Annotated in this window: 20 protein-coding genes and 1 pseudogene; 17 read left to right on the top strand and 4 right to left on the bottom strand. The window is 69.9% G+C overall.

The window, feature by feature from the left end; genetic code table 11:
- The first annotated feature begins 1 nt into the window (after position 1).
- On the top strand, positions 2-1,153 hold the full coding sequence (locus tag NAEX_RS00165) for an alpha/beta fold hydrolase (RefSeq protein ID WP_245913930.1): 1,152 nt from the start codon (positions 2-4) through the stop codon (positions 1,151-1,153).
- Between the two features lie 21 nt (positions 1,154-1,174).
- On the opposite strand, the gene NAEX_RS00160 is transcribed toward NAEX_RS00165, so the two are convergent.
- From NAEX_RS00160 to NAEX_RS00145, 4 genes are all read right to left on the bottom strand, one after another.
- A complete protein-coding gene (locus NAEX_RS00160) occupies positions 1,175-2,695 on the bottom strand; it encodes an esterase/lipase family protein (protein WP_096325505.1) in 1,521 nt (506 codons plus the stop codon).
- A gap of 51 nt (positions 2,696-2,746) precedes the next feature.
- Complete coding sequence (locus NAEX_RS00155; RefSeq protein WP_096325504.1) at positions 2,747-3,808, bottom strand: alpha/beta fold hydrolase; 1,062 nt, start codon at positions 3,806-3,808, stop codon at positions 2,747-2,749.
- A gap of 293 nt (positions 3,809-4,101) precedes the next feature.
- The gene (locus tag NAEX_RS00150) at positions 4,102-4,665 is read right to left on the bottom strand and encodes an MYXO-CTERM sorting domain-containing protein (protein WP_143141407.1); all 564 of its coding nucleotides are present in this window, start codon (positions 4,663-4,665) and stop codon (positions 4,102-4,104) included.
- A gap of 206 nt (positions 4,666-4,871) precedes the next feature.
- Complete coding sequence (locus NAEX_RS00145) at positions 4,872-5,600, bottom strand: 2OG-Fe(II) oxygenase (protein ID WP_143141406.1); 729 nt, start codon at positions 5,598-5,600, stop codon at positions 4,872-4,874.
- A gap of 163 nt (positions 5,601-5,763) precedes the next feature.
- Here NAEX_RS00145 and NAEX_RS00140 point away from each other — a divergent pair, with 163 nt between their 5' ends.
- From NAEX_RS00140 to gspN, 16 genes and pseudogenes are all read left to right on the top strand, one after another.
- Complete coding sequence (locus NAEX_RS00140) at positions 5,764-7,671, top strand: acyl-CoA dehydrogenase family protein (protein ID WP_096325501.1); 1,908 nt, start codon at positions 5,764-5,766, stop codon at positions 7,669-7,671.
- 468 nt (positions 7,672-8,139) lie between these two features.
- Positions 8,140-9,480 (top strand): DNA methyltransferase, encoded by a 1,341-nt coding sequence (locus tag NAEX_RS00135; protein WP_211302325.1) that lies wholly within the window; start codon positions 8,140-8,142, stop codon positions 9,478-9,480.
- Positions 9,481-9,649: 169 nt separating this feature from the next.
- The gene (locus NAEX_RS00130; RefSeq protein ID WP_096325499.1) at positions 9,650-11,059 is read left to right on the top strand and encodes a sigma-54-dependent transcriptional regulator; all 1,410 of its coding nucleotides are present in this window, start codon (positions 9,650-9,652) and stop codon (positions 11,057-11,059) included.
- A 9-nt stretch (positions 11,060-11,068) separates the two neighbouring features.
- Positions 11,069-12,124 (top strand): type II secretion system protein GspC, encoded by a 1,056-nt coding sequence (gspC, locus tag NAEX_RS00125; RefSeq protein ID WP_096325498.1) that lies wholly within the window; start codon positions 11,069-11,071, stop codon positions 12,122-12,124.
- Complete coding sequence (gspD, locus tag NAEX_RS00120; protein ID WP_096325497.1) at positions 12,121-14,538, top strand: type II secretion system secretin GspD; 2,418 nt, start codon at positions 12,121-12,123, stop codon at positions 14,536-14,538. Before gspC ends, gspD begins: the two co-directional genes overlap by 4 nt.
- A gap of 19 nt (positions 14,539-14,557) precedes the next feature.
- A complete protein-coding gene (locus NAEX_RS00115; protein ID WP_245913557.1) occupies positions 14,558-16,423 on the top strand; it encodes a GspE/PulE family protein in 1,866 nt (621 codons plus the stop codon).
- Between the two features lie 6 nt (positions 16,424-16,429).
- Positions 16,430-17,668 (top strand): type II secretion system inner membrane protein GspF, encoded by a 1,239-nt coding sequence (gspF, locus tag NAEX_RS00110; protein WP_096325495.1) that lies wholly within the window; start codon positions 16,430-16,432, stop codon positions 17,666-17,668.
- A 25-nt stretch (positions 17,669-17,693) separates the two neighbouring features.
- A complete protein-coding gene (locus NAEX_RS00105) occupies positions 17,694-18,140 on the top strand; it encodes a type II secretion system protein GspG (RefSeq protein WP_096325494.1) in 447 nt (148 codons plus the stop codon).
- A 40-nt stretch (positions 18,141-18,180) separates the two neighbouring features.
- Positions 18,181-18,264 (top strand): annotated as a pseudogene (locus NAEX_RS54280) (prepilin-type N-terminal cleavage/methylation domain-containing protein); the annotation flags it as partial.
- 671 nt (positions 18,265-18,935) lie between these two features.
- Positions 18,936-19,190: a hypothetical protein gene (locus NAEX_RS52645; protein ID WP_245913553.1), complete on the top strand. Its 255-nt coding sequence runs from the start codon at positions 18,936-18,938 to the stop codon at positions 19,188-19,190.
- A 1-nt stretch (position 19,191) separates the two neighbouring features.
- Complete coding sequence (locus NAEX_RS00095) at positions 19,192-19,965, top strand: type IV pilus modification PilV family protein (RefSeq protein WP_096325492.1); 774 nt, start codon at positions 19,192-19,194, stop codon at positions 19,963-19,965.
- Positions 19,962-20,687, top strand: coding sequence for a PulJ/GspJ family protein (locus NAEX_RS00090; protein WP_096325491.1), 726 nt, complete (start codon positions 19,962-19,964; stop codon positions 20,685-20,687). Before NAEX_RS00095 ends, NAEX_RS00090 begins: the two co-directional genes overlap by 4 nt.
- Positions 20,688-20,700: 13 nt before the next feature.
- Positions 20,701-22,071 (top strand): type II secretion system minor pseudopilin, encoded by a 1,371-nt coding sequence (locus NAEX_RS00085; RefSeq protein ID WP_096325490.1) that lies wholly within the window; start codon positions 20,701-20,703, stop codon positions 22,069-22,071.
- A 40-nt stretch (positions 22,072-22,111) separates the two neighbouring features.
- Complete coding sequence (gene pilM, locus NAEX_RS00080) at positions 22,112-23,866, top strand: pilus assembly protein PilM (protein WP_096325489.1); 1,755 nt, start codon at positions 22,112-22,114, stop codon at positions 23,864-23,866.
- On the top strand, positions 23,863-24,471 hold the full coding sequence (locus tag NAEX_RS00075; protein ID WP_096325488.1) for a hypothetical protein: 609 nt from the start codon (positions 23,863-23,865) through the stop codon (positions 24,469-24,471). The genes pilM and NAEX_RS00075 overlap by 4 nt, the downstream gene beginning before the upstream one ends.
- Positions 24,468-26,006 (top strand): type II secretion system protein GspN, encoded by a 1,539-nt coding sequence (gene gspN / locus NAEX_RS00070; protein ID WP_096325487.1) that lies wholly within the window; start codon positions 24,468-24,470, stop codon positions 26,004-26,006. The genes NAEX_RS00075 and gspN overlap by 4 nt, the downstream gene beginning before the upstream one ends.
- Positions 26,007-26,143 lie beyond the last annotated feature (137 nt).

Raw genomic sequence — 26,143 nt, 5'->3', positions numbered from 1 at the left:
GATGGGGGAGGGCGGACGGTTCTCGCGGGTCAAGGGCGCCGCGCGCAAGCTCGCCAATATGGCCGAAGGGACAGCCACGATCGGCGCCGCCTGGCAGCGGGCGCTGCGCGACCGCGCGATCAGCCCCACGCGCTACCTGGCGCCGCTCGTCAAGCGCGCCACCGGGCTCGGCGATCCGCCGGTCAACTCGACGCCGAAGCGGGTCGTGTACGCGCGCGGCGGCATGAAGCTGATCCGCTTCGAGCCGCCCGTGCGGCGCTTCCGCACCCCGATCCTGTTCGTCTACTCGCTGATCAACCGCTACTACATCCTCGACTTCCTGCCGGGTCGCAGCCTGATCGAGTTCATGACCCGGCAGGGCTTCGACGTCTACGCCATCGACTGGGGCACCCCCGGCGTGGTCGAGCAGGACATGACCTGGGACGACCTGCTCGGCGGCTTCGTCGAGGCGGCCAAGCGGTGGGTCTTCAAGCTGTCCGGCGCCGACGACCTGACGATGTACGGCTACTGCATGGGCGGCACGATGGCGCTGGCCGCCGCCGCGCTCCATCCGCAGGGCGTGCGCAACTTCGTCGCCCAGGCCACCCCGGTCGACTTCAAGCACGGCGGCATCTTCACCACCTGGACCGACCCGGAGTTCTTCGACGTCGACGCCATGGTCGACGCCTACGGCAACGTCCCGATCGACCTGATGGAGTCGGGCTTCTCGATGATGGCCCCGGTGCAGCGGATCTCGAAGTGGTTCGAGGTGTTCCGCCGCCTCGACGACCGCGACTTCGTCACCAGCTTCCTCGCCATGGAGCACTGGGCCGCCGACAACGTGCCGTTCCCGGGCGAGGTGTACCGGCAGTACATCCGCGACTGCTACCAGGAGAACAACTTCTTCGAGGGTCGCATGATCGTCGGCGGGAGGCGCGTCGACCTGCGCCAGATCCACGGCCCGCTGCTCGTGCTCGTCGCCGACAACGACACCATCGCCCCGCCGCCCTCGTCGGAGGCGCTGCTCGGCGCCGTGAGCTCGACCGACAAGACCCTGCTGCGCTTTCCGGTCGGGCACATCGGCCTGTCGACCTCGAGCAAGGGCCCCAAGGTCATCTGGCCGAAGATCGCCGCCTGGCTGGCCGAGCGAAGCGAGCCGCTCCCGCCGGGGTGAGGCCCCGGGCGGGCCTTTGCCTCACTGCCCCAGCCACGTCGAGATCTGGGCGGCCGCCGTCGGGTGCCAGCCCAGCTTGAGGTGGTTGATGTCCGGAAGGACAGCCGAGTCGGTGAGCGTCCCGATCCCGTCGGACGCCGCGCAACTGTCGACGAACACCACGCCGTCGCTCGGCCCGGCGATCTCGTTCGGGATCCCCGGGATCAGCACGCTGTTGTCGTTGAAGTTGAGGTCGCCGCACAGCAGGTAGGTCGAGATCGAGGCGGGGATGCCGGCGCCGACCATCTCCTCGATCACCGAGCCCTGCGTGATCGCGTAGTCGATGCCCTTGCCGCGGGCGTACACGCCCTTGTACTCGCCCTCGCCGTAGTAGGTCGACTCGCTGTCGCCGACGATCCATTGCATCAGCCCGTTGTTGGCCGTGCCGGTCAGCGGATAGACGTCGTCCCACGCCGCGAGCATCTGCAGCTGCCCGCGGTAGTTGTCGCCGGAGGCCGACTTGTAGATCGCGTACTCGGAGCGGTCCTCCCACACGCCGAAGATCAGCAGCTCGTCGTGCGGCCCGGGCGCGTGGATCTTGCCGCCGAAGTCGGCGTACACGCCGCCGTTGTGGGCCGTGCCGTAGCGGAAGATGTAGTCGAAGCCGAGGTTCGGCCCGCCGATCAGGATCAGCTTGCCGATGTCGTCGCGGTACTGCAGCTTGCCGCCGGTGACGCCCGACGCGTACATGCGCGTCGACATCACGCCCTTGCTCCACCCGATCACGTCGACCTTGTCGACCCCGGTGCGCTCGCGGATGATGTCGATCGCCCACGCGATCTGCAGGGCCCAGAACACGTTGTCGCCCTGGCTGTGCGCGTGCGACACGGCGAACACGCGGTGCCCCGCGGCCGCCAGCTCCTGCATCAGGCCGATGTCGGGGCAGGTCGACTGCCCGCAGCCGAAGTCGCCGCTCTCGCCGGGGTTGGCCCACGCGCGGTCGGCCTGGTCGTTGGCGCCGTGGGCCAGCAGCACCGTCGACTTGGCGCCGTTGTTCCAGCCGGGCGCGTAGTACAGCAAGAAACGCCCGCTGTGCGGCACCGGGTCGTTGCCGAAGAACTCGAGCCGCTGCCCGGTCTGGTGGGCCCGCTGATCGAGGTCGAATCGATCCTCTTGAATGAAGAACGGATCGGGGTCGAACCACCGCTCGACGCGGACCCAGCCGTTCTGGATCCCGTCCTCGAACGTGTCCTCGAGGATGAGCCCGTGGAGCGAGTCGCCGGTGGTCTCGCTGGTCGTGCTCGTCGGCGCCGTCGGGTCGTCCGTCGTCGTCGAGGAGGTCGCCGGCGGCTCGGTCGTCGTGCCGGTCGGCGGCTCGTCGCCGGTCGACGTCGGCCCGGTCGTCGCCGTGCCGGTCGCCTCGCTCGAGTCGGTGCCCGGCGTGGAGTCGGTGCCGGGCGTGGAGTCGGTCACCGCCGCGGTCGACGCGTCGGTGTCGCCGCCACCTTGCGGCGTGCAGGCGAGGAGCAGGGTGAGGGCGGCGCAGGGACGGCTTGTTCGCATGTGCAGCAATTTAGCCCATTCCTCCCCGGCGTAACAGTGCGCAGAAGCTTGCTATCGGCCCTGGAACGTCGTGTCTGCGAAATTTCGCAGCGCCGCAAGAAAGCGCTCGGGCTGCTCGATGTGCGGCGAGTGTCCGCAGTCGGAGAACACCAATTCTTCGTAGCGCCCGCCGTTCGCGGCGTAGGCGTCGAGGACCGCGCGCATCTGCCCGACCATCGGCTGCGGCGGCGCCACCTCGTCGCCCGGCCAGCCCGGCACCGCGCCGACCTTGCCGAGGAAGCCGAAGTCGAACAGCGAGGTGTCGCTGACGATCTGGTCGTCGGCGCCGCGGATCCACAGCACCGGCGGCCGCGGGTCGATGCGGGCGAGGCCCGACAGATCGGTGTACTTGGCCGAGATCGCGTTGTTCATGCCGCGCGTGCCCGGGGCGACCCCCGGCCAGTTCGGTGAGGTCGTCATGTCGCCGGGGTAGTGGTCGTCGCCGATCTTGGTCTTCAGCAGCGCCTCGACGAACGCGTCCTCGAGCGCGGGCTCGACCCGGAACGGCGGCTTGAAGTAGAACGCGTTCATGACGTTGCGCGGCGACACCTGGCTGTCGCTGCCGCGGTCGCCGGCCTTGATCAGGCGCGCGAATTCGGGGTTGGCCGTGCCGCCGCCCGAGCCGGCGAAGTCGGCGGTGGTCGGGGTGCCGCGCGCGTCGCGGGTGCCGCCGAAGCCGTACGGCGACATCGGGTTCTCGAGCACCAGCCCGGCCACCGCGCCGGCGTGGTCGATCGTGTACTGCATGATCACGCCGCCGCCCGCCGACCAGCCGACGAACACGGCTGGCCGCGAGGACAGGTCGAGCGCGACCAGCAGCGCGTGCAGGTCGTCGGCGAAGTCGCGCACGCCGCGGGTCGCGTCGATCGGCGCCGGCTCGGTGTCGCCGAACCCGCGCATGTCGGGCGCGAGCACGCGGAAGCGATCGGCGAGCGCGTCCATCAGCGGCTCGAAGAAGCCGCCGCTCGAGGCGTTGCCGTGGACGAGCACGACGAGCGGCGCCCCTGCCGGACCGGCGATGCGGGTGTGGACGCGGAGGCGCGAGGTGGGGACGAGCTGCTGTTCGATCGGCATGATGGCAGCATGCAGGGTCGCAAATGGGGCCTTGCTTGTCGATGCGAGCGGAGATGCGCGATCTCGCCCCACCCGAGACCTGGCGAAAGGGACAGGCCTTCCTCGGTCCGGCGAACCGAGGCCATGTCGCGTCTTTTCGCAGCGCAGCAAAGAGGGCCGGGTCTGCTCCTGCGTTTCGGGTCGAGCCCGAGGGCGCGTCACCCCGGCTCGCCTCGCGCCCCCGTCGGCCCCGCGAAGCGAGCGCCAGGGGGATCGCCGGCCCGACGGCGCGTCGCGAATCGGCCTCGCGGCCGTCAGCCGCGCCGTCGCGAGCGCCGGCGGATCGCCAGGCCGAGGACGCCCAGGGCCAGCAGCGCCGGCGCGGCGTCGTCGCTGGTCCGACAACCTTCGCAGCCCTCTTTCTTCGGCGGCGTGCCGCCGCTGGCGCTGTCGGACTCGCTGCCCTGCGAGGTGTCGGAGCCTTCGCCCGTCGACGTCGCGCCGGTCGTGTCCGACACGCACAGCTTGAACGACTTGCACGTGCCGACGGCACACGCGCCGCCCTCGCCGCAGGGCCCGAGGACGTTGTCGACCGAGAAGTCGCCGCCGGTGCTCGTCCACCCGCCGCCGCAGGTGACCGTGCCCGCGCAGCGCTCGACCTCCATGCACACCTTGCCCGAGGGACAGGTGTCGACGCACTCGTTCGGCTCGCAGTACTCGCCCCCGTGGCAGCCGTTGGGGCTGGTGCCTTCCGGGCAGCTCGGCGGCTCGGACACGGCGTCGGCCCGCGCGGGCCCGCTCGTGGTCGCCACCAGCACGAACGACAGGGCCGCGGACCATCGCGCGGCCGACAGATTCAATAACCGAGACAAGCTCATCACGCGATCGTACACGCCCCCGGCCCGCGCCCGCAACCGTCGACCTCGAACCGGCGGGTGGGGGACGACGCCCCGCAGGGGCGGGCGTGAGCGTGAGACCGCTCGGGGGCCGTGCCGGTCACCACATGTCACTCGGGACAGGTCAGTGCAGGCGTGGCGACCTCCGCCGCCTCCCACCACATGTTCGTAAGGACATGTGGCCCGCGCTACCGCGGCTCGTAGATCACGTCGGAGCGCACGGCATACTTCACGCCGGCGGTCACCTCGGCGCCCTCGTGGAGCAGCAGGTGATCGAACACCACCGCGCCGCCGACGGGGGGCTTCAGCGCGAACCTCACCTTGTTGTCGAACTTGCGCCCGCGGCCTTCGCCGCGGCGCTGCGACTTGTCCTTCTCCTCGAAGAAGCGGGTCGCGCCGCCCTCGAACTCCGCGTTGAGGAAGATGACCAGCGACTCGCGCGTCTCGCCGAGCGGCACGGCCGTGCGGACGTCGACGTGCGGCGAGAAGCGCATGCCGACCTCGTAGCGGTACACGCGGAAGCGGAAGTTCAGGCCGCGCACCGGTGCGCCCTCGTGCTGCGGGTTCGCGGTCCCGCGGACCCGCTGCCACAGGCCGGCCGCCAGCTCCGGCGCGTCGAACACCACGCGCAGGTTGTTGCGGGCCGCCAGGTTGATCCGGTAGGTGTCGTCGCCGATCGCCAGCCCCGCGTGCGTGAAGCCGATCGCCTCCGCCGCCGCGATCAGCCGCTTGCACTCCTTCGGCGACATCACCCCGTGGAGCACATGCACGCCCGGCGCCACCTCCTCGCGGCGGGCGGTCGCCTCGCGGTCCGCCTCGAGCACCGTCTCCGTCAGCGCGTGGGGCGCCGCGTGAAACGTCGCCTCGCGGCGAAACGACGCGTGCTCCCGGTTCCGCATCCCCTCGCCTCGGCTCACGGTCCTCCTTTTATAGACCACCGCGCCGCTCCGGGTGCGGACAATCGACCGGTCTTGCGCTGTTTGCGCAGGGGCCGCATCGGCCTAAACTGCCTCCAGCCCGCCGCCTGCACGGACTTTTCCTGAGCTTGCTCAGCATATCGGCCTCGGCTAGTGTCGTCTCGTGGCCAACTACTTCGACGACAACGAAGACCTCCAGTTCTACATGGATCGCGGCCTCGATTGGGCGCCGATCGTCGGGCTCGTCGAGCAGGACTTCCGCATCCCCGGCGGTTACACCTCGCTGGAAGAGGCGCGCGCGGCCTACCGCGACATCCTCGGCATGGTCGGCGAGTTCGCCGCCGAGCAGGTCGCGCCGCGGTCGATGGCCATCGATGCGAAGGGCGTCCACCTGAAGGACGGCGAGGGCCACCTCGCGCCCGAGACCGACGCGCTGTTCGAGCAGATCAAGGGCCTCGACCTCCACGGCCTGGCGCTGCCGCGCGAGCTCGGCGGCATCGGCTGCCCGGCCGTCGTCCACTTCATGGTGTGCGAGCTGCTGGCGCGGGCCGACAACGTCGTCATGACGCACTACAACTTCTACAGCGGCATCGCCCTGATGCTCCTGCTGTACTCGGTGCACGAGGGCACCACCACCTTCGACCGCGAGCAACGCGTCATCACCGGCACCCGCTTCCAGCCCGAGATCGCCGAGATCCTGCGCGGCGACGCGTGGGGCAGCATGGACATCACCGAGCCCGACGCCGGCAGCGACATGGCCGCGCTCAAGGCCCGCGCCGAGCAGGACGAGCAGGGCAACTGGTACATCACCGGCCAGAAGATCTTCCTGACCTCCGGCCACGGCAAGCACCACATCGTCATCGCCCGCACCGAGCCCGACAAGCCCGGCCTCGGCGGCCTGTCGCTGTTCCACGTCCCTGCCTACGAGGACATGCCCGACGGGACACGTCGCCGGATCGCCGTGATCGACCGGCTCGAGGAGAAGCTCGGTCACCACGGCTCGGCCACCGCCGCCGTCAGCTTCGATCGCGCCCCCGGGCGCCTGATCGGCAAGCGCGGCGAGGGCTTCCAGCTCATGCTGCTGCTGATGAACAACGCCCGCGTCGGCGTCGGCTTCGAGTCGATCGGCGCGTGCGAGGCCGCCTACCGCAAGGCCAAGGCCTACGCGGCCGAGCGGCGCAGCATGGGCAAGACGATCGACCGCCACGAGATGATCGCCGACTTCCTCGACGAGATGCAGACCGAGATCCTCGGCCTGCGCGCGCTGGCGATGCAGTGCGCCTACCACGAGGAGCTGCACCAGCGGACCAAGATGCAGGGCCTGCTCGACACCGACCCCGACAGCCTCGAGCGGGCGCGCGTGCTCAAGCAGGCCAAGCGCCACGCCAACCGGGCCCGCCGGCTCACCCCGCTGCTCAAGTACATCGCCAGCGAGAAGGCCGTCGAGATGTCGCGCAAGTGCATCCAGATCCTCGGCGGCGCCGGCTACATCCGCGAGTACGGGGCCGAGAAGCTGCTGCGCGACGCCATGGTCCTGCCGATCTACGAGGGCACCAGCCAGATCCAGGCGCTCATGGCGATGAAGGACGCGATGAGCGGCATCATGCGCAACCCGCAGCGCTTCCTCACCCGCGTGGCCCAGGCCCGCTGGCGCAGCCTCTCGGCCCTCGACGCGCTCGAGCGCCGGGTCGCCCGCCTGACGTCGCTCACGCTCGCGGCCCAGCAGCACCTGATCCAGCGCACCGCCGCCGACAAGCTGCGCGGCCTCGGCAAGCACAAGATCACCGAGTGGTCGAAGGAGTTCTTCCAGAACTGGGACCCGAAGCGCGACTTCTCCTACGCGATGCTGCACGCCGAGCGGCTGACGCGCCTGATGGCCGACACCGCGATCGTCGAGATCCTCCTCGAGCAGTCGCGCAAGCACCCGGAGCGCCGCAGCATCCTCGAGCGCTGGCTCGAGCGCGCCGAACCGCGCTGCAACGCCCTCTACGAGGAGATCACGACCCGCGGCGACCGCCTGCTGGCCCAACTCCGCGACCAGCAGGAGGACGAGGCCGCCTCCGGCCGCTGAGCCCGCGGTCCTTTCCGGCGCCGGCCGGCCCGCCCCGGGCGGGCCGCGCCGGCGCGCTCAATTCGGGCCAGCGGCCGCGAGATCGGGTACCGTCCCGCCCCCATGGCCGCCCGCTCCCGAACCGCCGCCGAGCCGCGTCCCGCCAGGGCCAGGCGCGGACGAGCGCGCGAGGCCGCAGACGAGTCGCGCCCGTCCGCCCCGCGAGGGCGAGCGCGCCAGACCGCGGACGAGTCACGTCCCGCCGCGACGCGAGGGCGACCGCGCGAGACCGCGGACGAGTCACGCCGCGCTGCGCCGCGAGCGCGAGCGGGCGAGGCCGTCGCGGACGAGCCGCGCCTGGCGACTGCGCCTCGCGGGCGGGCGCACAAGACCGCAGCGGTCGAGCCACGTCCTGCCGCGCCGCCGGTTCAAAACCGCGAGGCCGAGGCGACCGAGCCGCGGTCGACCACGCGCCGCGTGCAGGGCGGCGTGGCCACCGCCGACGTCGTCGTGTCTGCACGGGTCGGCGACAACAGCGAGCTGTTCGCCCAGATCCTCGAGCTACATGTCCCGGAGGGCAGCACCGTCGCCGACGTCACCTACGGCCTCGGCGTGTTCTGGCGCCGCGTCCCGGACGGCCGCTACACGCTGCTCGCCAGCGACATCGCCCTCAAGCCCGACGTCCCGGTGCGCGCCGGCGCCAGGCTGACCAGCGGCGTCGACTGCCGCGCCTTGCCGTACGTCGACGCCAGCCTCGACTGCGTCGTCCTCGACCCGCCGTACATGGAGGGCATGTACCGCCGCAGCGTCGATCACATGGCCGGCTCCGGCACCCACGCTGCCTTCCGCCGCGCCTACTCGGCCGCCGCCGCCACCGAGGCGGGCCCGAAGTGGCACGACGCGGTCGTCGACCTCTACGAAAAGGCCTGCCGCGAGGCCGTGCGCGTGCTCGTGCCCGGCGGCGTGCTGATCGTCAAGTGCCAGGACGAGGTCAGCGCCAACAAGCAGCGCCTCACCCACGTCGAGCTGATCACGGGCGGTGAGTCGCTCGGCCTCTACTGCAAGGACCTGTTCGTGCTCGTGCGCCCCAACAGCCCCGGCGTCAGCCGGCTCAAGGCCCAGGTCCACGCGCGCAAGAACCACTCCTACTTCCTCGTGTTCGAGAAGCGGCGCGTGGCGATCCGCAGCGTCCGCGACTTCGCGGCGGGCCTCGAGCCGTCCGTCGAACCGTCGGCAGCCGCACCGCAGGGCTCGACGTCGGGCAGCCGCACGACGACGGCGGCCTCTGGCCGGGCGGACGCCGACGCGTCCGGGCCCGCCAGGACCCGCGGGAAGAAATCGAAGAAGACCGGCGCGAGCGAGCCAGCGGCCGCCCGACAGAACCTGTCTCCCGGGACAGCTGAGCCGGCGAAGACGAAGCCGTCGGAACGACCGCGCGCGAGCGAGCCCGACCTGTCCCTCGAGCCACCTCCGGCCGGCGGCCCGAAGCCGTCGAAACGACCGCGCGCGAGCGAGCCCGACCTGTCCCTCGAGCCACCTCCGGCCGGCGGCCCGAAGCCGTCGAAACGACCGCGCGCGAGCGAGCCCGACCTGTCCCTCGAGCCACCTCCGGCCGCCGCTTCGGAGCTGCCCGAAAAGACAGTCAATCGGCTCGCTGCTCCCCCGCAGCTGCCCGAAAGGACAGCCAGGCCCGGGGCCGCGAGGCCCGCGTCGCGGTCCGTCCCGCAGCAGACCTCGTTCCTCGACCTGTCCGAAGCGCCAGCCTCCGTCCCCGCCGCGAAGCGAGCCGGTCGACGCGCCGGCAAGGCGGGGCAGGGGGGCGGCGGTTGAGGCGCCGCGCCTCTTGCGCGAGGAGCGCGATTGCCATTTTGGCAAGCGGCCTCGGACGGCCTGACAATTGCGCGGGACAGCCTCGTTCTGGCTCCAGGAGTTGCCTTAGAATCATTCGCTTTTCACCGAGGACCCCGAATTGCACACCGCGGGTTCGACTCGAGCGCCCATGACCAGCACCGCCCGTACCCCGACCATCCTCGTCGTCGACGACGAGCCCAGCATCCTCGACGCGCTGCAGAAGGTATTGGCCAAGGAGAACATGTCCGTGCGGACAGCCTCGAGCGGCCAGCAGGCGCTCGAGATCCTGCGGAGCGTGCCGGTGCAGGTCATGATCACCGACCTGCGCATGCCGGGCATGACCGGCGAGGACCTGCTCAAGGCGGTCAAGGCGCTGACGCCCGAGGTCGAGGTGATCATGATGACCGCCTACGGCACCGTCGAGAACGCCGTCGGCGCGATGAAGCTGGGCGCGTACGACTTCATCTCCAAGCCGCTCAAGCGCGCGGCGATCATCGCCGCGGTGCAGAAGGCGCTCGACAAGCACGCGCTGGTCGCCGAAAACCGCGAGCTCAAGGCCCAGCTCGCGGCCGCGACCAACCGCCCGATCGTCGGCAACAGCCAGGTGCTGCGGGCCGCCCTCGACATGGCGCGCCAGGCCGCCGGCTCGTCGGCGACCGTGCTCTTGCTCGGCGAGAGCGGCACCGGCAAGGAGCTGTTCGCCCGCTACATCCAGCAGCACAGCCCGCGCGCCGCTCGCCCGCTGGTGCCGACCAACTGCGCCGCGCTGCCGGAGTCGATCCTCGAGAGCGAGCTGTTCGGCCACGAGAAGGGCGCCTTCACCGGCGCCGTGCGGGCCCGCGAGGGCCGCTTCGCCGAGGCGCACACCGGCACGCTGTTCCTCGACGAGATCGGCGAGATCCCGCTGCACATCCAGGTCAAGCTGCTGCGCGCGCTGCAGGAGGGTGAGATCGAGCCGGTCGGCGGTCGCCTGGCGAAGGTCGACGTGCGGCTGATCTGCGCCACCAACCGCGACCTCGCCGAGGAAGTGAAGGCCGGGCGCTTCCGCGAGGATCTTTTCTACCGCATCAACGTCATCCCGATCCGCGTGCCTCCGCTCCGCGATCGCCTCGAGGACGTGCCGCTCCTGGCAGACCACTTCCTGCGCATCTTCGCCGGCAAGCACGGCAAGCCGGTGTCGGGCTTCACCGAGGCCGCGCTCTACCGCATGAGCAACTACGGCTGGCCGGGCAACGTGCGCGAGATGGAGAACGCGGTCGAGCGCGCGGTCGTGCTGTGCCGAGGCGGCCTCGTCGACGAGCACGACCTCCCGCCGGAGCTGCGCGACCCGCAGGCCGGGCATGGGCGTCAGATCACATTCTCGGTCGGGACCCCGCTGGAGGAGGTCGAGCGCCGGATGATCACGGAGACGCTAAAGTTCACGCGCGGCGACAAGCGGCTGGCGGCCGACCTGCTCGGCATCGCCACCCGCACGATCTACCGCAAGCTCGAGTCGGGCGCGCAGCCTGCAGAGCCCGCGCCGCGCGTCGAGTCGGAGAGCGACGAGGTCATCCACTAGCGGAGAGCGATGGAAGCCGTCTTCAAGCAGCACTTCTGGGTCGTCAAGGCGCTCGGCCTCAGCGTCGCCGCTGCGTTCGCCGCCTCGGCGTTCACCACCTGGCTCGGCACTTCGTACATCTACGAGACCCCCGCCGACGAGGCCGAGGCCACCGGCACCGACACCGACGGCGCCAAGGACGAGGAAGAGGACGAGGAGGACAAGCCGATCATCAACCCGCGGATGATCTCGAGCCCCTCGCGCGGACCCTCCGCGGCCGACCGCAACAAGGTCACGCAGACGATCCTCTCGCTCAACCTGTTCTGCCCGACCTGCACCAAGGTCGTCACGCCCGAGACCGGCCCGGGCGGCCCCGCGGTCGCGCCCGACCTCGGGCCCGGCGAGCTGCCGCAGGTCGCCGGCGGCAAGCAGCCCGGCGAGGGTCCGTGCACCCAGCCGCTGCGGCTCATCGCCACGATGGAGACCAACATCCCCGAGTACTCGTGGGCGACCATCCGCGACGAAGAGGACGGCAGCGTCGGCCCGTACTGGCCCGGCGACCGGATCCGCCCCGGCGTCTACCTCGTCAGCGTCGAGCGCAGCCTCGTCCACGTCAAGAACGGCGGCGCGCTCGAGTACATCGAGCTCGGCGTCGAGCCGCCGAAGCCCACGGCCAAGCCGCTGCAGGTGGCCGAGAAGAAGGAAGACGCGCCGCCGCCGGCGGGCGCCATCCCCGGGGCCGAGGACGCGATCAAGTGCGAGAGCGAGAACTCGTGCACCGTCGATCGCATGTTCATCGACAGCCTGTTCGCCAACCCGGCCGCGCTGACCAAGCAGGCGCGGGTGATGCCGTCGATCAAGGACGGCGAGACCAAGGGCTTCAAGTTCTACGGGATCCGCCCGGGCAGCCTGCCCAAGCTGCTCGGCATGAAGAACGGCGACCTCCTCACCTCGGTCAACGGCATCGAGCTGAAGTCGGTCGACCAGGTCATGGGCCTTTTGACCAAGATGCGCAGCGCCAGCAACCTCCAGGTCACGATTGAGCGCAAGGGCGAGTCGATCACCAAGGACATCACGATCCAATGATTGCGCGTAGCACCCCCGTCCGCCCGACTGCTTTGGGCCTCGTCTCTCTCGGTCTGGCCGCTCTGACGCTCGGCCCGACCACCGTCTCCGCGCAGGATCCGACCACCGGCGCGCCCAGCCGCGGCGGCGAGCTGATCGGCGACGAGGGCGGCGGTACGCCCGGCGGCGGCCCGATCCCGTTCAACACGTGCAAGAAGACCCCGCGCGGGGCCAAGTTCACGATCACGTTGCCGAAGGAGACCGAGCTCGAGGACCTCGTCAACTGGATCATGTCGATCACGTGTCAGAAGTTCATCTGGGACCGCAAGGTGCGGTCCGGCAAGGTGACGATCCTGTCGCCCGAGCCGGTCACGGCCGAGGAGGCGTACGCCGCCTTCTACGCCGCGCTCGAGACGATGGGCCTGACGGTGGAGCCCTCGGGTCGCTACTTCAAGATCGTCGAGACCACCGACGCCAAGAACCGCACGCTGCCGACCTACGGCGACGACGCCAACGCGCCGAACAGCGACCGCTTCGTCACCAAGCTGCTGCGCGTCAAGCACGGCAACAGCAAGGAGATCAGCGACGTCCTCGGCCAGCTCAAGAGCAAGTCGGGCAGCGTCGACCTGGTCGGCAACCTGCTCATCATCACCGACAAGGGCTCGATGGTGCGGCGGCTCGAGACCTTCGCCGCCGAGCTCGACCAGCCGATGGGCAGCGAGAAGATCTTCTTCTACCAGCTGCAGTACGCCAACGCCGAGGAGGTCGCGCAGATCATCCGCGACATCTTCGGCGAGGCCAAGGCCAGCGGGGGCGGCGGGGGCGGCGGGGGCGGGGCCACGGGCGGCCGCGCCGGTCGGCGGGGCGGGGGCGGGGGCGGCGGCGGTCAGACCGACTCGGCGATCAGCCGCGTCATCGTCGACGAGCGCAGCAGCACCCTCATCATCGTCACCACCGAGTCCGACTACGTCGTCATCCGCAAGCTGATCGAGCGGCTCGACGTCAAGCTGCCCGGCGGCGGCGGCCGGATCCACGTCTACAAGCTCAAGAACGCCGACGCCACCGAGGTCGCGCAGGTGCTGTCGCAGCTGGCGACCGGCGCCAAGCAGGCCGCCCAGGCCTCGCAGCAGGGCGGGCAGAAGCCGCCCGCGGGCAACCCGGTCAGCGCCGACCTGTTCTCCGGCGACGTCAAGGTCACGCCCGACCCGGCCACGCGCTCGCTGGTCATCATCGCCTCGGCGGCCGACTACAAGAACTTGGAGCCGGTGATCGAGAAGCTCGACCGCGAGCGGCGCCAGCTCTACATCGAGATCTACATGCTCGAGGTGAGCATCAAGCACAACACCGACGCCGGCGCGGGCGGCCACTTCGGCTACCCGATCAACACCGAGCTCGGCGGCACCGCCGGCACCGCGATCGGCATGGTGGGCAGCGCCCCGACGCCCGCCCTCAACTCGCTGCTGCTCTCGCCCGACTCGCTGAAGAACTTCACCCTCGGCCTCATCGGTCCGCCGCTGCTCAACTCCGGCACGATCCTCGGCACCGGCCGCGACGTGCCGGCCTTCGGCGCCATCATCCAGGCGCTGCAGAGCAACAGCGACGTCAACGTCGTCAGCGAGCCGCACATGTACGCGGCCGACAACCAGGAGGCCACCATCGAGGTCGGCCGCAACGTCCCGACCCCGGGCGCCCTGTCCTTCGGAGCAGGTGGCGGCGGCGGCACCGGCCTGGTCCCGCTGCAGTCGGTCGAGCGCCAGGACGTCACCCTGCGCATCAAGGTCAAGCCCTACATCAACGACGAGCGCAACGTGACGATGGACGTCGAGGTCGAGGACCGCGACATCACCGAGAAGGACCCGGTGCTCGGCGTCACCACGACCAAGCGGCGCATCAAGCTCGACAAGATCGTCGGCCGCGACGGCCAGCCGGTCGTGCTCGGCGGCCTCATCCGCGACCGCGAGAGCGAGAACGTCAAGCAGGTCCCCGGCCTCGGCTCGATCCCGCTCCTCGGCTGGCTGTTCAAGAACCGCGTCAAGGAGAAGGAGAAGATCAACCTCCTCCTCGTCATGGTCCCGCACATCATCGACAGCCCCGACGACGTGCGCCGGATCCACGAGCGGCGCGACAAGGAGCGGCTCGAGTTCATCGAGCGCGAGACCAATTTCCGCAAGCGCGAGCTCAAGAGCAACATCAACTACCGCAAGAAGTCCGGCATCTTGGCCGCGATCGACAAGGAGGCCCGGCGCATGGAGCAGGAGGAGCTGCTGCTGCGCCGCGCCGAGGAGGAGATGCGGCGCGAGATCATCACCGGCGAGCTCGGCCTCAGCCCGCGCTCGGCGGCGGTCGACGACAACGTCGGCGGCGAGGGCGGGGGCGGTGGCGCGCCGCCCGCGGCCACGGTGAACCCGGCGCCGGTGATCCGGCGCGAGCCCTGAAGCTATCCTCTCGTCTGACATGCCCGAGTCATCCAGGCAGGCCATGGACACCGCCCTCAAGACCACCGCAGAACGCAACGCCGGCTCGACCTTCGCGCCGCTCGGGGTCCGTCCGCTCGCGCGCCCGCTCGGCGAGATCTTGATCGAGATGGGCTGCATCACCGCCGAGGCGCTGGCGGAGGGCCTGCAGGCGCAGCACCTCGAGGGCGAGAAGATCGGCGAGACGCTGGTGCGGCTCAAGCACTGCACCGAGTGGGACCTCGCGCGCGGCCTGGCGCGGCAGTTCGGCCTGCCCGCCCGCGAGAACGTCGAGATCAGCGACATCCAGGACGAGCTGGTCGAGCAGCTGCCGATCCAGTACGCGCGCGCCAACAAGGTCCTGCCGTACCGCCTCGACCGCGAGCGCGGCGTGCTCGGCGTCTACGCCGCCGACCCGCTGCGGATCCTCGACCTCGACGACCTCGGCACCCTCTACGAGGCCGACGTCGACGTCACGCTGATGCCGGAGTCGAACGTCCTCGAACTCATCAACCGCACCTACGCGCGGCGCACCAAGGACGTCGACCTCGGGAAGAAGGAAGAGGAGTACGAGGAGGAGGACGAGGACATCCTGCACGCCTCGGCCGAGGACGCGCCGATCATCCGCTTCGTCAACAGCCTGATCTTCAACGCCTCGAAGGAGAAGGCCAGCGACATCCACATCGAGCCGGGCGACAAGGAGATCATCGTCCGCAACCGCGTCGACGGCGTGCTGCACGAGGTCAAGCGCGCGCCCAAGGCCCACCTTCCCTCGGTCATCGCCCGCGTCAAGATCATGGCGGGCCTCAACATCGCCGAGAAGCGGCTGCCGCAGGACGGCCGCATCCGCCGCAAGATCGCCGGCAAGGAGGTCGACATGCGCGTCGCCACCGTGCCGACGGCCCACGGCGAGCGCGTCACCGTCCGTCTCCTCGACAAGTCGGCGGTCGCGCTCAAGCTCGACAACATCGGCATCGCGCCCGACCACCTGCGGATGATCCGCGACGTCATCAACCGGCCGCACGGCATCTTCCTCGTCACCGGCCCGACCGGTTCGGGCAAGACGACCACGCTGTACTCGGCGCTGACCGAGATCAACACGCCGGACCTCAACATCCTCACCGTCGAGGACCCGGTCGAGTACCAGCTCGCCGGCATCTCGCAGGTGCAGGTGCAGAGCAAGATCAACCTGACCTTCGCGGCCGGTCTGCGCTCCTTCCTGCGTCACGATCCCGACGTGATCATGGTCGGCGAGATCCGCGACGTCGAGACCGCCGAGATCGCGATCCAGGCGTCGCTCACCGGCCACTTGGTGCTCAGCACGATCCACACCAACGACGCCGCGACCGGCATCACCCGCCTGGTCGACATGGGCGTGCAGCCGTTCCTGGTCGCCTCGTCGCTGGTCGCGCTGCAGGCCCAGCGCCTGATCCGCCGCGTGTGCGTCCACTGCTGCGAGCCGTACCGGCCGACGGCGACCGAGCTCGAGGAGCTCGGCATCATCCCCGCGGCGTTCTACGCCGGCGAGCAGGCGCTGAAGGTGCCGGTGCGCGACGAGAACGGCGAGGTCATGCCGCTGGTCGCGCCCGAGCCGCGGCGGCTCCCGCCGCGCGGCCACGTCTACCGCGCGACCGGCTGCGACAAGTGCCAGGGCAGCGGCTACGCCGGGCGAACCGGCGTGTACGAGGTCCTCATGGTCACCGAAGAGGTCCGGCGTCTGGCGATCCGCAACGCCGACGCCATGCAGATCAAGCAGGCGGCGCTGGCTCAGGGCCTGCGTACGCTCCGCGACGACGGCGCGCACAAGGTCGTCTGCGGCATCAGCACCATCGACGAGGTCCTGCGCGCGACCTCGGTGGAGTCGTAACCGAGCATGCCGGCGTACGCGTACACGGGCCTGCGCAAGGACGGCAAGACGGTCAAGGGCGTCGAGTCGGCCGACACCGTCGCCGCGCTCAAGGCCAACCTCAAGCGCGCCGGCATCTTCCTCACCGCGGTCAGCGAGACCACGGCGCAGGTGGCCGCCGCCGGCGGCGCGGGCGGCCGCGAGATCGACCTCGGGGCGCTGTTCGACCGCATCTCGCAGAAGACGGTCTCTCGCACCACGCGGCTGCTCGCCACGCTGCTGTGCGCCGGCGTCACGCTGCCCGAGTCGCTGTCGGCGATCACGGAGCAGAGCGAGAGCCGGCGGCTCAAGGGCATCCTCAGCGACATCGCCAACAAGGTGAACGAGGGCAGCTCGCTGGCGGACGCCTGCGCCCGCTACCCCGACGTGTTCCAGCCGCTGTTCATCAACATGGTCCGCGCGGGCGAGGCGTCCGGCTCGCTCGAGACCGTGCTCCTGCGCATCGCCGACTTCATGGATCAGCAGGAGGAGCTGAAGGGCAAGGTCACCTCGGCGATGATCTACCCGGCGATCATGACCGTGCTGTCGGGCGGCATCATCACGATGCTGATGCTCAACGTGGTCCCGCAGATCACGGAGATGTTCGAGGGCATGAACGCCCAGCTGCCGTGGAACACCGCGTTCCTGATCTGGCTCAGCGACTTCATCGCCGCCTGGTGGTACCTGATCATCGCCGGCTTCTTCGGCCTCGGCTGGCTGTTCCGCCGCTGGCGCAAGACCGACATCGGCCGCGCGACCGGCGACACGATCTTGCTCAAGCTGCCGATCATCGGCGACCTCGCGCGCAAGCTGGCGATCGCGCGGTTCGCCCGTACACTTGCCACCATGCTCGCCAGCGGCGTGCAGCTGCTCGCGGCGCTCGACATCGTGCGCGCGCTGCTCGGCAACTGGGTGCTCGAGAAGGTCGTCGCCACCGCCCGCGACAACATCCGCGAGGGCGAGGGCATCGCCCCGGCGCTCAAGCGCAGCGGCCAGTTCCCGGCCCTGGTGACGCACATGATCTCGGTCGGCGAGCGCTCCGGCCAGCTCGAGCAGATGCTCACCGACGTCGCCAACGCCTACGACCGCGAGGTCAACACCGCGCTCACGCGCATGACCGCGCTGCTGGAGCCCCTCATGATCGTGCTCATGGGCGGCAGCGTCGGCTTTATCGTGTTCTCGATCATGCAGCCGATCATGATGCTCAACGAAATGGCCGCGCAGTAGCCCGAGTACTCAGGAGAGACCATCCATGAACCCGCAACTTCACACCGTCCGCCAGGCCGTCCGCCGCCGCCGCAACAGCCGCGGCATGACCCTGATCGAGATCCTCGTCGTGCTGGCGATCATCGGCCTCATCGTCGGCGGCGTCAGCGTCGTCGCCTTCAACGCGCTCTCGGACTCGAAGGTCAAGGTCGCCTACAACGAGGTGGTCGAGATCCAGAAGCTCAGCGAGCAGTACATGCTGCAGAAGAACGACAAGTGCCCGAAGAGCATGGCGGACCTCAAGGCCGCGGGCGTCACGGCGCGCGTCAAGAAGGACCCGTGGGGCGAGGAGTACGTGATCGTCTGCCCCGGTCAGCACGGCCCGGTCGACGTCACGTCCAACGGCCCGGACAAGAAGCCGGCGGGCGGCGACGACATCAACAGCTGGGAGGACCCGAAGGAGATCGAGGCCGCCAAGGAGGAGAAGAAGTGATCGGGCGTTAGCCCGATCGTTCTCTCCCGCGAGGATCGTCATGGCCATGCGGAGTCGACATACGGCAGCGCGCGGGCGGCGAGGGAGCCTCGGCTTCACGCTGATCGAGGTCCTCGTGGTCATGGGGATCCTCGCGCTGCTGATCGGCTCGGTGATCACCGGCCTCGGCGCCAGCAAGCAGGCGCAGGTGGCCCGCGTCACCAACCAGCTCGCCAACACGATCCGCTTCGCCTACAACAAGGCCCGCGTCACCGGCACCTACTACCGCCTCCTCATCGACATCGACAAGAACTCCTTCACGATGCAGCGCGGCGACGACCGCATGTACCTGCCGGCCACCGACCGCTACGGCCGCATCGTCGTCGTCGACCCCGGCAAGGTGAAGGAGCGCGAGGAGCGGGACAAGCGGGCCGAGGAGAACTACAACCGCTCGCTGCAGGCGCGCGTGCTCGACGCCGTCAAGGGCGCGCCGGTCGGCAAGCCGGGCCAGACGATGGGCCCGCTCGGGCAGCCGATGGCGAGCGTGTCTCAAGGGACAGGTACTCCGGGACAGCCGGGGCAGCCGACGAAGGCCGGCACCCCGGGCGCCCCGGCACGCCGGGGCAGCCGGGGGCGGCCGGCGCGGCCAAGCCGGGCGCCACGCCGTCGCAGACCCAGCCGCTCGACAAGTACATCACGCCGCCGAAGAAGGTCCCGCGGCGCAAGCCGCCGATCTTCGGCGCCTTCGAGGACGACAACAGCCTGTCGGAGCTGCGCAAGCCGTTCAAGTTCCCGCCCGAGGTCAAGGTCATCGCCGTGCGCACCGCCGAGGACCTCAAGCCGATCACCAAGGGCGAGGCGAGCCTCTACTTCTTCCCGCAGGGCCACACCCAGCTGGCGCACATCCACGTGCAAGAGGTCGCCAACCCGGAGAACGAGTTCACGATCATCGTCAAGCCGCTGACCGGCCGGGTCGAGGTCAAGGAGGGCCACATCGACCTGGCGCTGCCCGACGACCCGACGTCGATCCGCGACGACCTCGGCAAGAAGATGAACCGGAGGGCGTTCTGACATGACCGCGCCCGACACCAAGCGCCCGCGCCTGCGGCCGCCCGAGCAGCGCTACGCGGCGGCCGGCTTCACCCTGCTCGAGGTCATGATCGCCATGGCCGTGCTGGCGCTGTCGCTGACGTCGATGCTGACGTCGCAGATGGCCAGCCTGCGGGCCACCCGCTACGCGCAGACGATCACCTCGGTCGCGTTCCTCGCCGACTACCAGCTGATCGAGACCGAGTACATCGTCCGCAAGGAGGGCGGCTGGGTGCTCGAGGACAAGTTCTACGAGGGCACCTTCGCCGACCAGGGCTGGCCCGACGTCAAGTACAAGTGCATCGTCGACTTCCTCAAGCTGCCCGAGTTCACCGAGCTGCGCGCGGCCAAGGACGACACCGACCGGGCCAACCGCGGCGAGAGCAGCATGTACTACCGCAGCGCCGCCGACCAGGCGTTCACGGCGCTCGGCATGGTGTGGACCCCGGTCAAGCAGGCGATCGAGCGCTCGATCCGCAAGGTCAAGTGCACCGTCAAGTGGAAGAACGGCAACCTCGACGAGGAGTTCATCGTCAACACCTTCTGGGCCGACCCGGAGAAGCTCAAGCAGCTGCCCGGCCTCGGCGGCGAGGCGAAGGAGGGCGACCTCGGCAACGAGCAGCAGCAGGGCGGCGGCGCGGGCGCGGGTACGGGCACGGGCACGGGCACGGGCACGTCGACCGGCGGCCCGGGGCGTCAGCCGGCGGGCGGCTCGGGGCCGGGATCCAGCATGGGCATGGGAGGCTCGCGGCGATGAGCACCTTCGGCCATGTCGTTCCGACCCTGTCCTCGCGGACAGCCCGCCAGCGCGGCCTGTCGCTGATCGAGATCCTCGTCGCCGTGGCGATGATGACGATGATGACCGCGTCGGTCTACGCCAGCTTCAGCACCACGGCGCAGAGCATGCGCTCGGCGGAGAAGATTCAGCAGAAGTACGCGGTGCTGCGCAACTGCCTGGCGCGGATGGGCACCGAGATCTCGCTGGCGTACCTGTCCCACAACCGGCCGGCCGGCGAAGACCGGCACTTCACGCTGTTCGAGGGCCGCGACCAGTTCAACTCCGACAGCCTGACGTTCTCCGCGTTCGCCCACATCCGCATGCGCAAGGACGCCAACGAGAGCGACCAATCGGTCATCCAGTACTTCCTCGCCAAGGACCCGAACGACGCCAACCGCACCCACCTGTTCAAGCGCGAGACGCGGCGGCTGATGGGCGACGTGCCGGAGAAGATGGAGGAGTGGTGGCCGGCCTACGTGTTCTGCGAGGACATCAAGTCGTTCGACGTCAAGTACTGGGACAACAAGCGCATCGAGTGGCGCGACGAGTGGCGCACGATGAAGCAGGACATGCAGCCCAACCGCCTGCCCGAGCGCGTCAAGATCACCTTCGGCGTGTGGGACGCGGACCTCGGCAAGGAGGTCAAGTACGTCACCCAGACCCTCATCCCGATGCAGGAGCGCATCGACTTCTCCCGCTGAAAGGCCCGCGCCCGTGACCGCCGACGCCGATACCGCCAAGCCCGAGCGACATGTCCGTACGGCCAGGTCCGGCGCGGCGCGCCGGCGCGCCGGCGGCAAGGAGCACGGCATCGCCCTGCTGATGGTGCTGGCCTGCATCTCGGTGCTGCTGCCGTTCACGGCCGCGTTCAGCTACACCACCCGCGTCGACTGGCAGGCCGCGATCAACCTGCGCGACGAGATCTCGGCGCGCAACCTGACCCGCGGCGGGATGCGCCTGTCGCTGCTGCTGTTCGAGCTGCAGCGCATGGTGTTCAACCAGAAGCAGTTCCGGCAGATGCTCGGCACCTGGGACATCACCCAGGTCGCGCCGTACCTGATGTCGGCGTTCGGCTCGAAGGACGGCCACGAGGCCATCTCCGGGCTGGTCGGCCTCGACAACTCGACCTTCAAGGAGCTCGCCATCGACCACGGCGGCTTCGAGATCCGCGTCGAGGCCGAGAGCGGCAAGCTCAACGTCAACTGCCTGGCGTCGGCCGGGCAGGGCAAGGACAACTCGCAGGCGCGCACCGTCGAGACGCTCGAGGCGATGCTGATGCCGACGCTCTACGACCCGCTGTTCGACGAGGAGAAGAGCGACGGTCAGCGCTACACCCGGGCCGACGTCATCAAGGCGATCGTCGACTACATCGACGAGGACAACAAGGCCTGGGACATGGTCAAGCTGGCCTCGTCGTCGACGCAGGAGCGCTACCGCTACACCGAGATCTTCGACCCGTACCAGCCCCGCAACGCCCGGCTCGACAGCGTCGAGGAGCTGCACCTGGTCCAGGGCGTCGACGACGACCTGATGACGGCGATCGCCGCCGACCTCACCGTCTACGGCGGCTGCAAGGTCAACCTCAACTTCGCCAGCGCCGACCAGATCGCGCTGGTGCTGCGCCACTCGGTCACCGCCGAGGACAAGTGGAAGACCGAGGGCGAGAACTTCCTGCTCAAGACGCTGCCGCTGGCCCGCTACGTCGTCGACACGCGGACGATGAGCCTGTTCTCCGACATGAAGGCGTTCAAGGAGTTCGTCGAGAAGCCCGACAAGTTCATGAACCCGCTGGCGGCGCTCGGCGGCGGCGGCTCGGCCGCGCAGGCGCTCAACCGGGCCAACCTGCCGCGCATCCCGGAGGGCATGACGATCCGCGAGAACAGCGAGGAGGACAAGAGCTCGGGCGAGCAGCTCGGCGGCCTCAGCGACATCGCCACCATCGCCCCCGAGCGGGTCTACCGCATCGAGATCATCGCCGAGGTCGGCGCGGTGAAGAAGCGCCTCACCGCCGTCTACGACATGCAATTCGTCCGCAGCGAGGGCGCGAAGGGCACCGGCGCGTGGCTCTACCTGCGCGAGGACTGATCTTCATGGCTCCCATCTTCAACCGCAAGGACTGCCGCACGTGGCCCAGAAGTACGTAGGACTCGACCTCGGAACCTCCGAAGTCAAGGCCGTGCTCATCAACGCCGGCCTGCGCACCATCCAGGTGCTCGAGACGGTCGTCGAGCCGGTGACGCTCACGCCGCAGGGCGACACCTCGCTGGCCGCCGCGCTCGACATCGGCATCGCCGTGCTGCGCCGCCGCGGCTGGAACCACTACCCGATCGGCGTGGTGCTGCCGGGCAGCTTCGCGGCCTACCGCGTGTTCAAGTTCCCGTTCAGCGACCCGCGCCGGATCGCCCAGGCGATCGCGTTCGAGGCCGAGGGCCAGTTCCCGGTCCCGCTCGAGAACCTCGAGCTCGACCACGTGCCCGCGACCGTCCCCGGCGGCGGCGGCCAGGCGCTCGCGGTCGCGGTCCGCCGCTCCGCCATCGACCAGGTCCAGGCCGCGTTCAAGGCGGCGACGATCGACGTCAAGCTCATCACCGTCGACGTCCTGGCGACCGCGCAGGTGCTCACCGCCGACCTGCCCGAGCCGGCCAAGGGCGCGCCCGCCGAGGCGCGCACGCCGGTGGTGCTCGGCCTCGACATCGGCCACGCGACCACCGACCTGGTGGCCTTCGGCGCCAAGGGTCCGCTCGCCGCCCGCATGCTCCGCCGCGGCGGCGTCCACGTCACCCGCGCGCTGCAGCAGCGCTACCAGCTCGGCGACGCCGAGGCCGAGGCGGCCAAGCGCGACAACGCGTTCCTGCCCCACCGCGGCCAGGGCGAGCTGTCGGCCGAGCAGCTCGAGTCGGCGACGATCGTCGCCCGCGCGCTCGAGCCGGTGGTGCGGGAGATCGAGCACACGCGGATGTGGCTGCGCGCCGAGTTCTCCGCGGAGGTGGTGCAGCTGCGCCTGTCCGGCGGCGGCGCCAACCTGCGCGGCCTCGACGCCTACCTGTCCGAGCAGCTCGGGCTGCCCACCGAGCGCGCCCGCCCGCGCGAGAGCCTCGGGCTCAAGGGTCTCGCGGGACATGACTGGACGGCCATGTCCGCCGCGCTCGGCGGCGCCGTCGGCTGCGCCCGCCGGCCGCTGATCCAGCTGCACAAGGACGCCACCGTCCAGCGCGGCGGCGACGGCAGCTGGATCGCGGAGCGGCTCGCCACCGTCGCCGCGCTCGGGTTCGCGATCCTCGCGTTCGGCGTCGTCGACACGGTGGTCGGCACCAGCGCGCTCGAGGCGGAGCGCGCGGCCTACGAGGAGGAGCTCGGCGAGGCCAGCCACAAGGTGTTCGGCGAGGCGCTGACCTCGAAGGCCGAGATCGAGGAGCGCCTCAACGCCGTCGACGGCCGCGACATCACCAAGCTGATCCCGCAGCGCGGCGCGCTCGACGTGCTCGCCGGCTTCGTCAAGGCGGCCACGCCGAGCGGCCCGAAGCCGCCGCCGGCGCCGACGCCGATGGTGGCCGAGGAGGGCGTGAGCCCCGACGCCGAGAGCTCGCCCGGGGCGACGCCGACGGCGCCGGTGCAGCTGCCCTCCGTCGACCCGGCGTCGGGCATCGCCTGGGACGACGAGTTCGTGCTGTCGCTGATCGAGATCCGGCCGCGCGCGATCCAGTTCCGCGCCTCGGCCACGCGCTCGTCGGCCCAGGAGCGGTTCAAGAACAAGCTGCTGCAGGCGCTGCCCTGCGTCATCCCGTTCCAGGTCGCCAAGGTGCGCGACGAGGGCACCAAGAAGGTGTTCGACCCCAACATCGAGCACGACTGCTACGCCAGCACGGAGACCGAGTCGTGAGCGCCATCGAAACCACCCTGTTCGGGTTCATGTCCCGCTTCAACCCGCGCGAGCGGGCGCTGCTCGGCGTGCTGATGCTGGTGTTCTTCGTCACCGCCGTCGGCGTGCTCTACATGATGCGCAAGAGCTCGTTCGACACGGCCCGCGCCGAGATCGCCGAGCTGCGCGAGGCCCTCGTCCTCGTGCGCACCAAGGGCACCGCGTACGACACCAAGAAGAAGGAGAAGGAGGCGCGCGAGGGCAGGATCGCCAGCGCCCAGCCGATCGTGTTCTCGATCCTGCTCGAGGAGGCGCAGAAGAACCTCGTCACCGGCACCCTGCGCGGCGAGGAGGAGCGGCAGGCGGTCGTGATCGACGAGGAGAAGGGCCTGACCAAGCGCGTGGTCGCCTTCGAGGTCCGCAACGTCGCGCTCGAGGAGCTGCTGAACTTCCTCGCCAAGCTCGAGGGGCAGCCGGGCAACATCCTGTTCGTCGAGCGCCTGATGCTGCGCTCGCCCTCGGCGCTCGAGGACCGCCTCAACGCCGAGGTCGAGCTCGCAACCTGGCAGCTGCAGAAGCCGGAAGAGCCCGCGCCGGCGCCCGGCGGAGAGGAGGGGGAGTCGTGAAGATCCGTCTGCCCAACCTCGCCAGCCTCCGCCGCGGCGCCGAGGTGCCCGCCGCCTTGCCGCCGAGCGGCACCGTGGTCGCGCCCGCCGTCGCGATCGGCGGCTTCGGCGACCGCATGCGCCTCTTGTCGCGGCGCCTCCGCAGCTCCGCCGGCTGGGTGTTCCTGGCCGTGTTCGTGTTCTTCGCCTTCATCTGGATCAGCCTGCCGACCCGCGCGCTCGCGTGGCGGATCGGCCACCAGGCGCGCCAGGCCGGCTACCTGATCGACATCGAAGACATGTCGGTGCGGCCGTGGGGCAGCGCGACGCTCTACAACGTCACGTGGACCTACGCGCCGTCGCACCCGGGCCAGATCCCGCACCAGATGGTGCTCGACGCGGTCGACGTCGATTTCTCGGTGCTCGGGTACCTGCTGCTCGGCAACATCGACGTCGAGGTCGACACCGTGCTCGACGAGGCGCCGATCCACGTCGAGTACGCGCGCAGCAGCAGCGAGTCGAGCATCAAGGTCGAGGTCACCGAGCTGCCGCTCGGCTCGGTGCCGAAGCTGCAGCAGGCGCTGGGCGCCCCGCTGCGCGGCCTGTTCGCCCTGCACGTCGACATGACGATGCCGGAGAACCTGTTCGAGAAGGCCGAGGGGTCGATCTCGCTCGAGTGCGCCTCGTGTTCGATCGGCGACGGCGAGGAGCTGCTGTTCATCCCCGGCTCGTCGGGCATCACCGCCAAGGGCATCACCATCCCCGAGATCGACCTCGGCACGCTGGTCGGCAAGCTGAAGGTCGCGGAGGGCCGGGTCAGCGTCGAGGACTTCAAGACCAAGAGCGCCGACATCGAGCTCGAGGTCATCGGCGACATGCCGCTCAAGGATCCGTTCTCCAAGTCCGAGTTCGCGTTCCAGATGAAGTTGCTGGTCACGCAGGCGCTGCAGGACAAGAGCGAGACGCTGCGCTTCGCGGTCCAGACGGCGGGCCCGTCGTCGAAGATGGATCCGCCGGACGAGGGCTGGCTCGGCTTCAAGCTGCGCGGCACCGTCGGCAAGCCGCGCTTCATGGGCATCAAGAGCAAGACCGCGGAGGAGCGGATGCTCGAGCGGCGGCAGAAGAACGCCGAGCGCGAGGCGGCCAGGAAGACGCGCAGCAAGTCGCGCTCGACGTCGAAGAAGACCGAGGAGAAGGACGCGCTCGAGCGCAACAACGGGCCGGAGCTGCCGAGCGCGGGCGCCGGCGACACCGGCGGGCCCGACAAGGAGCCGGCGAAGACGCCGGAGACGGAGATGAAGCCGGCCGAGCCGCCGCCGACGCCGTCGACCCAGCCGCCGGAGCCGGAGCCCGAGGCGCGGCAAGAGGAGCGCCCCGCCGAGCCGCCGCCGCCTCCGCTGCCGCCTCCGATGGAGGAGGTGCAGGCGGAAGGTGGCCAGGGTCAAGGGCAGGGTGACGGTCAGGGTCAGCCCGAAGGTCAGCCCGATGGCCAGGCGCCAGCCGAACCGCCACGCGAGGGCGAAGCGCCGCCCGCGAACGACGCCCCGACTGGCTGAACGCCGTATCAGTGCGTCTTTCATGCCAGACGTGAAGAGCTCGCAACGATAGGAGAAACGTCGTGGGCGGGGGTCGCGGCTTTGCGCGAGCGCGCAAAGTATGCATTACACCCGCGCATCTTCCGCCCGCAGAGTAG

Origin of the sequence: Nannocystis exedens, from assembly GCF_002343915.1 — a bacterium.
In the GTDB taxonomy this organism is placed as follows: Bacteria; Myxococcota_A; Polyangia; order Nannocystales; family Nannocystaceae; genus Nannocystis; species Nannocystis exedens.
The sequence above is the reverse complement of the archived record's forward strand: the minus strand, read 5'-3'. Positions and strand labels throughout refer to the sequence as shown.

Coding starts and splice junctions, on each gene's coding strand:
- NAEX_RS00165 (WP_245913930.1), top strand. CDS start 2: ATGGGGGAGGGCGGACGGTTCTCGCGGGTCAAGGGCGCCGCGCGCAAG.
- NAEX_RS00160 (WP_096325505.1), bottom strand. CDS start 2,695: ATGCGAACAAGCCGTCCCTGCGCCGCCCTCACCCTGCTCCTCGCCTGC.
- NAEX_RS00155 (WP_096325504.1), bottom strand. CDS start 3,808: ATGCCGATCGAACAGCAGCTCGTCCCCACCTCGCGCCTCCGCGTCCAC.
- NAEX_RS00150 (WP_143141407.1), bottom strand. CDS start 4,665: ATGAGCTTGTCTCGGTTATTGAATCTGTCGGCCGCGCGATGGTCCGCG.
- NAEX_RS00130 (WP_096325499.1), top strand. CDS start 9,650: ATGACCAGCACCGCCCGTACCCCGACCATCCTCGTCGTCGACGACGAG.
- gspC (WP_096325498.1), top strand. CDS start 11,069: ATGGAAGCCGTCTTCAAGCAGCACTTCTGGGTCGTCAAGGCGCTCGGC.
- gspD (WP_096325497.1), top strand. CDS start 12,121: ATGATTGCGCGTAGCACCCCCGTCCGCCCGACTGCTTTGGGCCTCGTC.
- NAEX_RS00115 (WP_245913557.1), top strand. CDS start 14,558: ATGCCCGAGTCATCCAGGCAGGCCATGGACACCGCCCTCAAGACCACC.
- gspF (WP_096325495.1), top strand. CDS start 16,430: ATGCCGGCGTACGCGTACACGGGCCTGCGCAAGGACGGCAAGACGGTC.
- NAEX_RS00105 (WP_096325494.1), top strand. CDS start 17,694: ATGAACCCGCAACTTCACACCGTCCGCCAGGCCGTCCGCCGCCGCCGC.
- NAEX_RS00095 (WP_096325492.1), top strand. CDS start 19,192: ATGACCGCGCCCGACACCAAGCGCCCGCGCCTGCGGCCGCCCGAGCAG.
- NAEX_RS00090 (WP_096325491.1), top strand. CDS start 19,962: ATGAGCACCTTCGGCCATGTCGTTCCGACCCTGTCCTCGCGGACAGCC.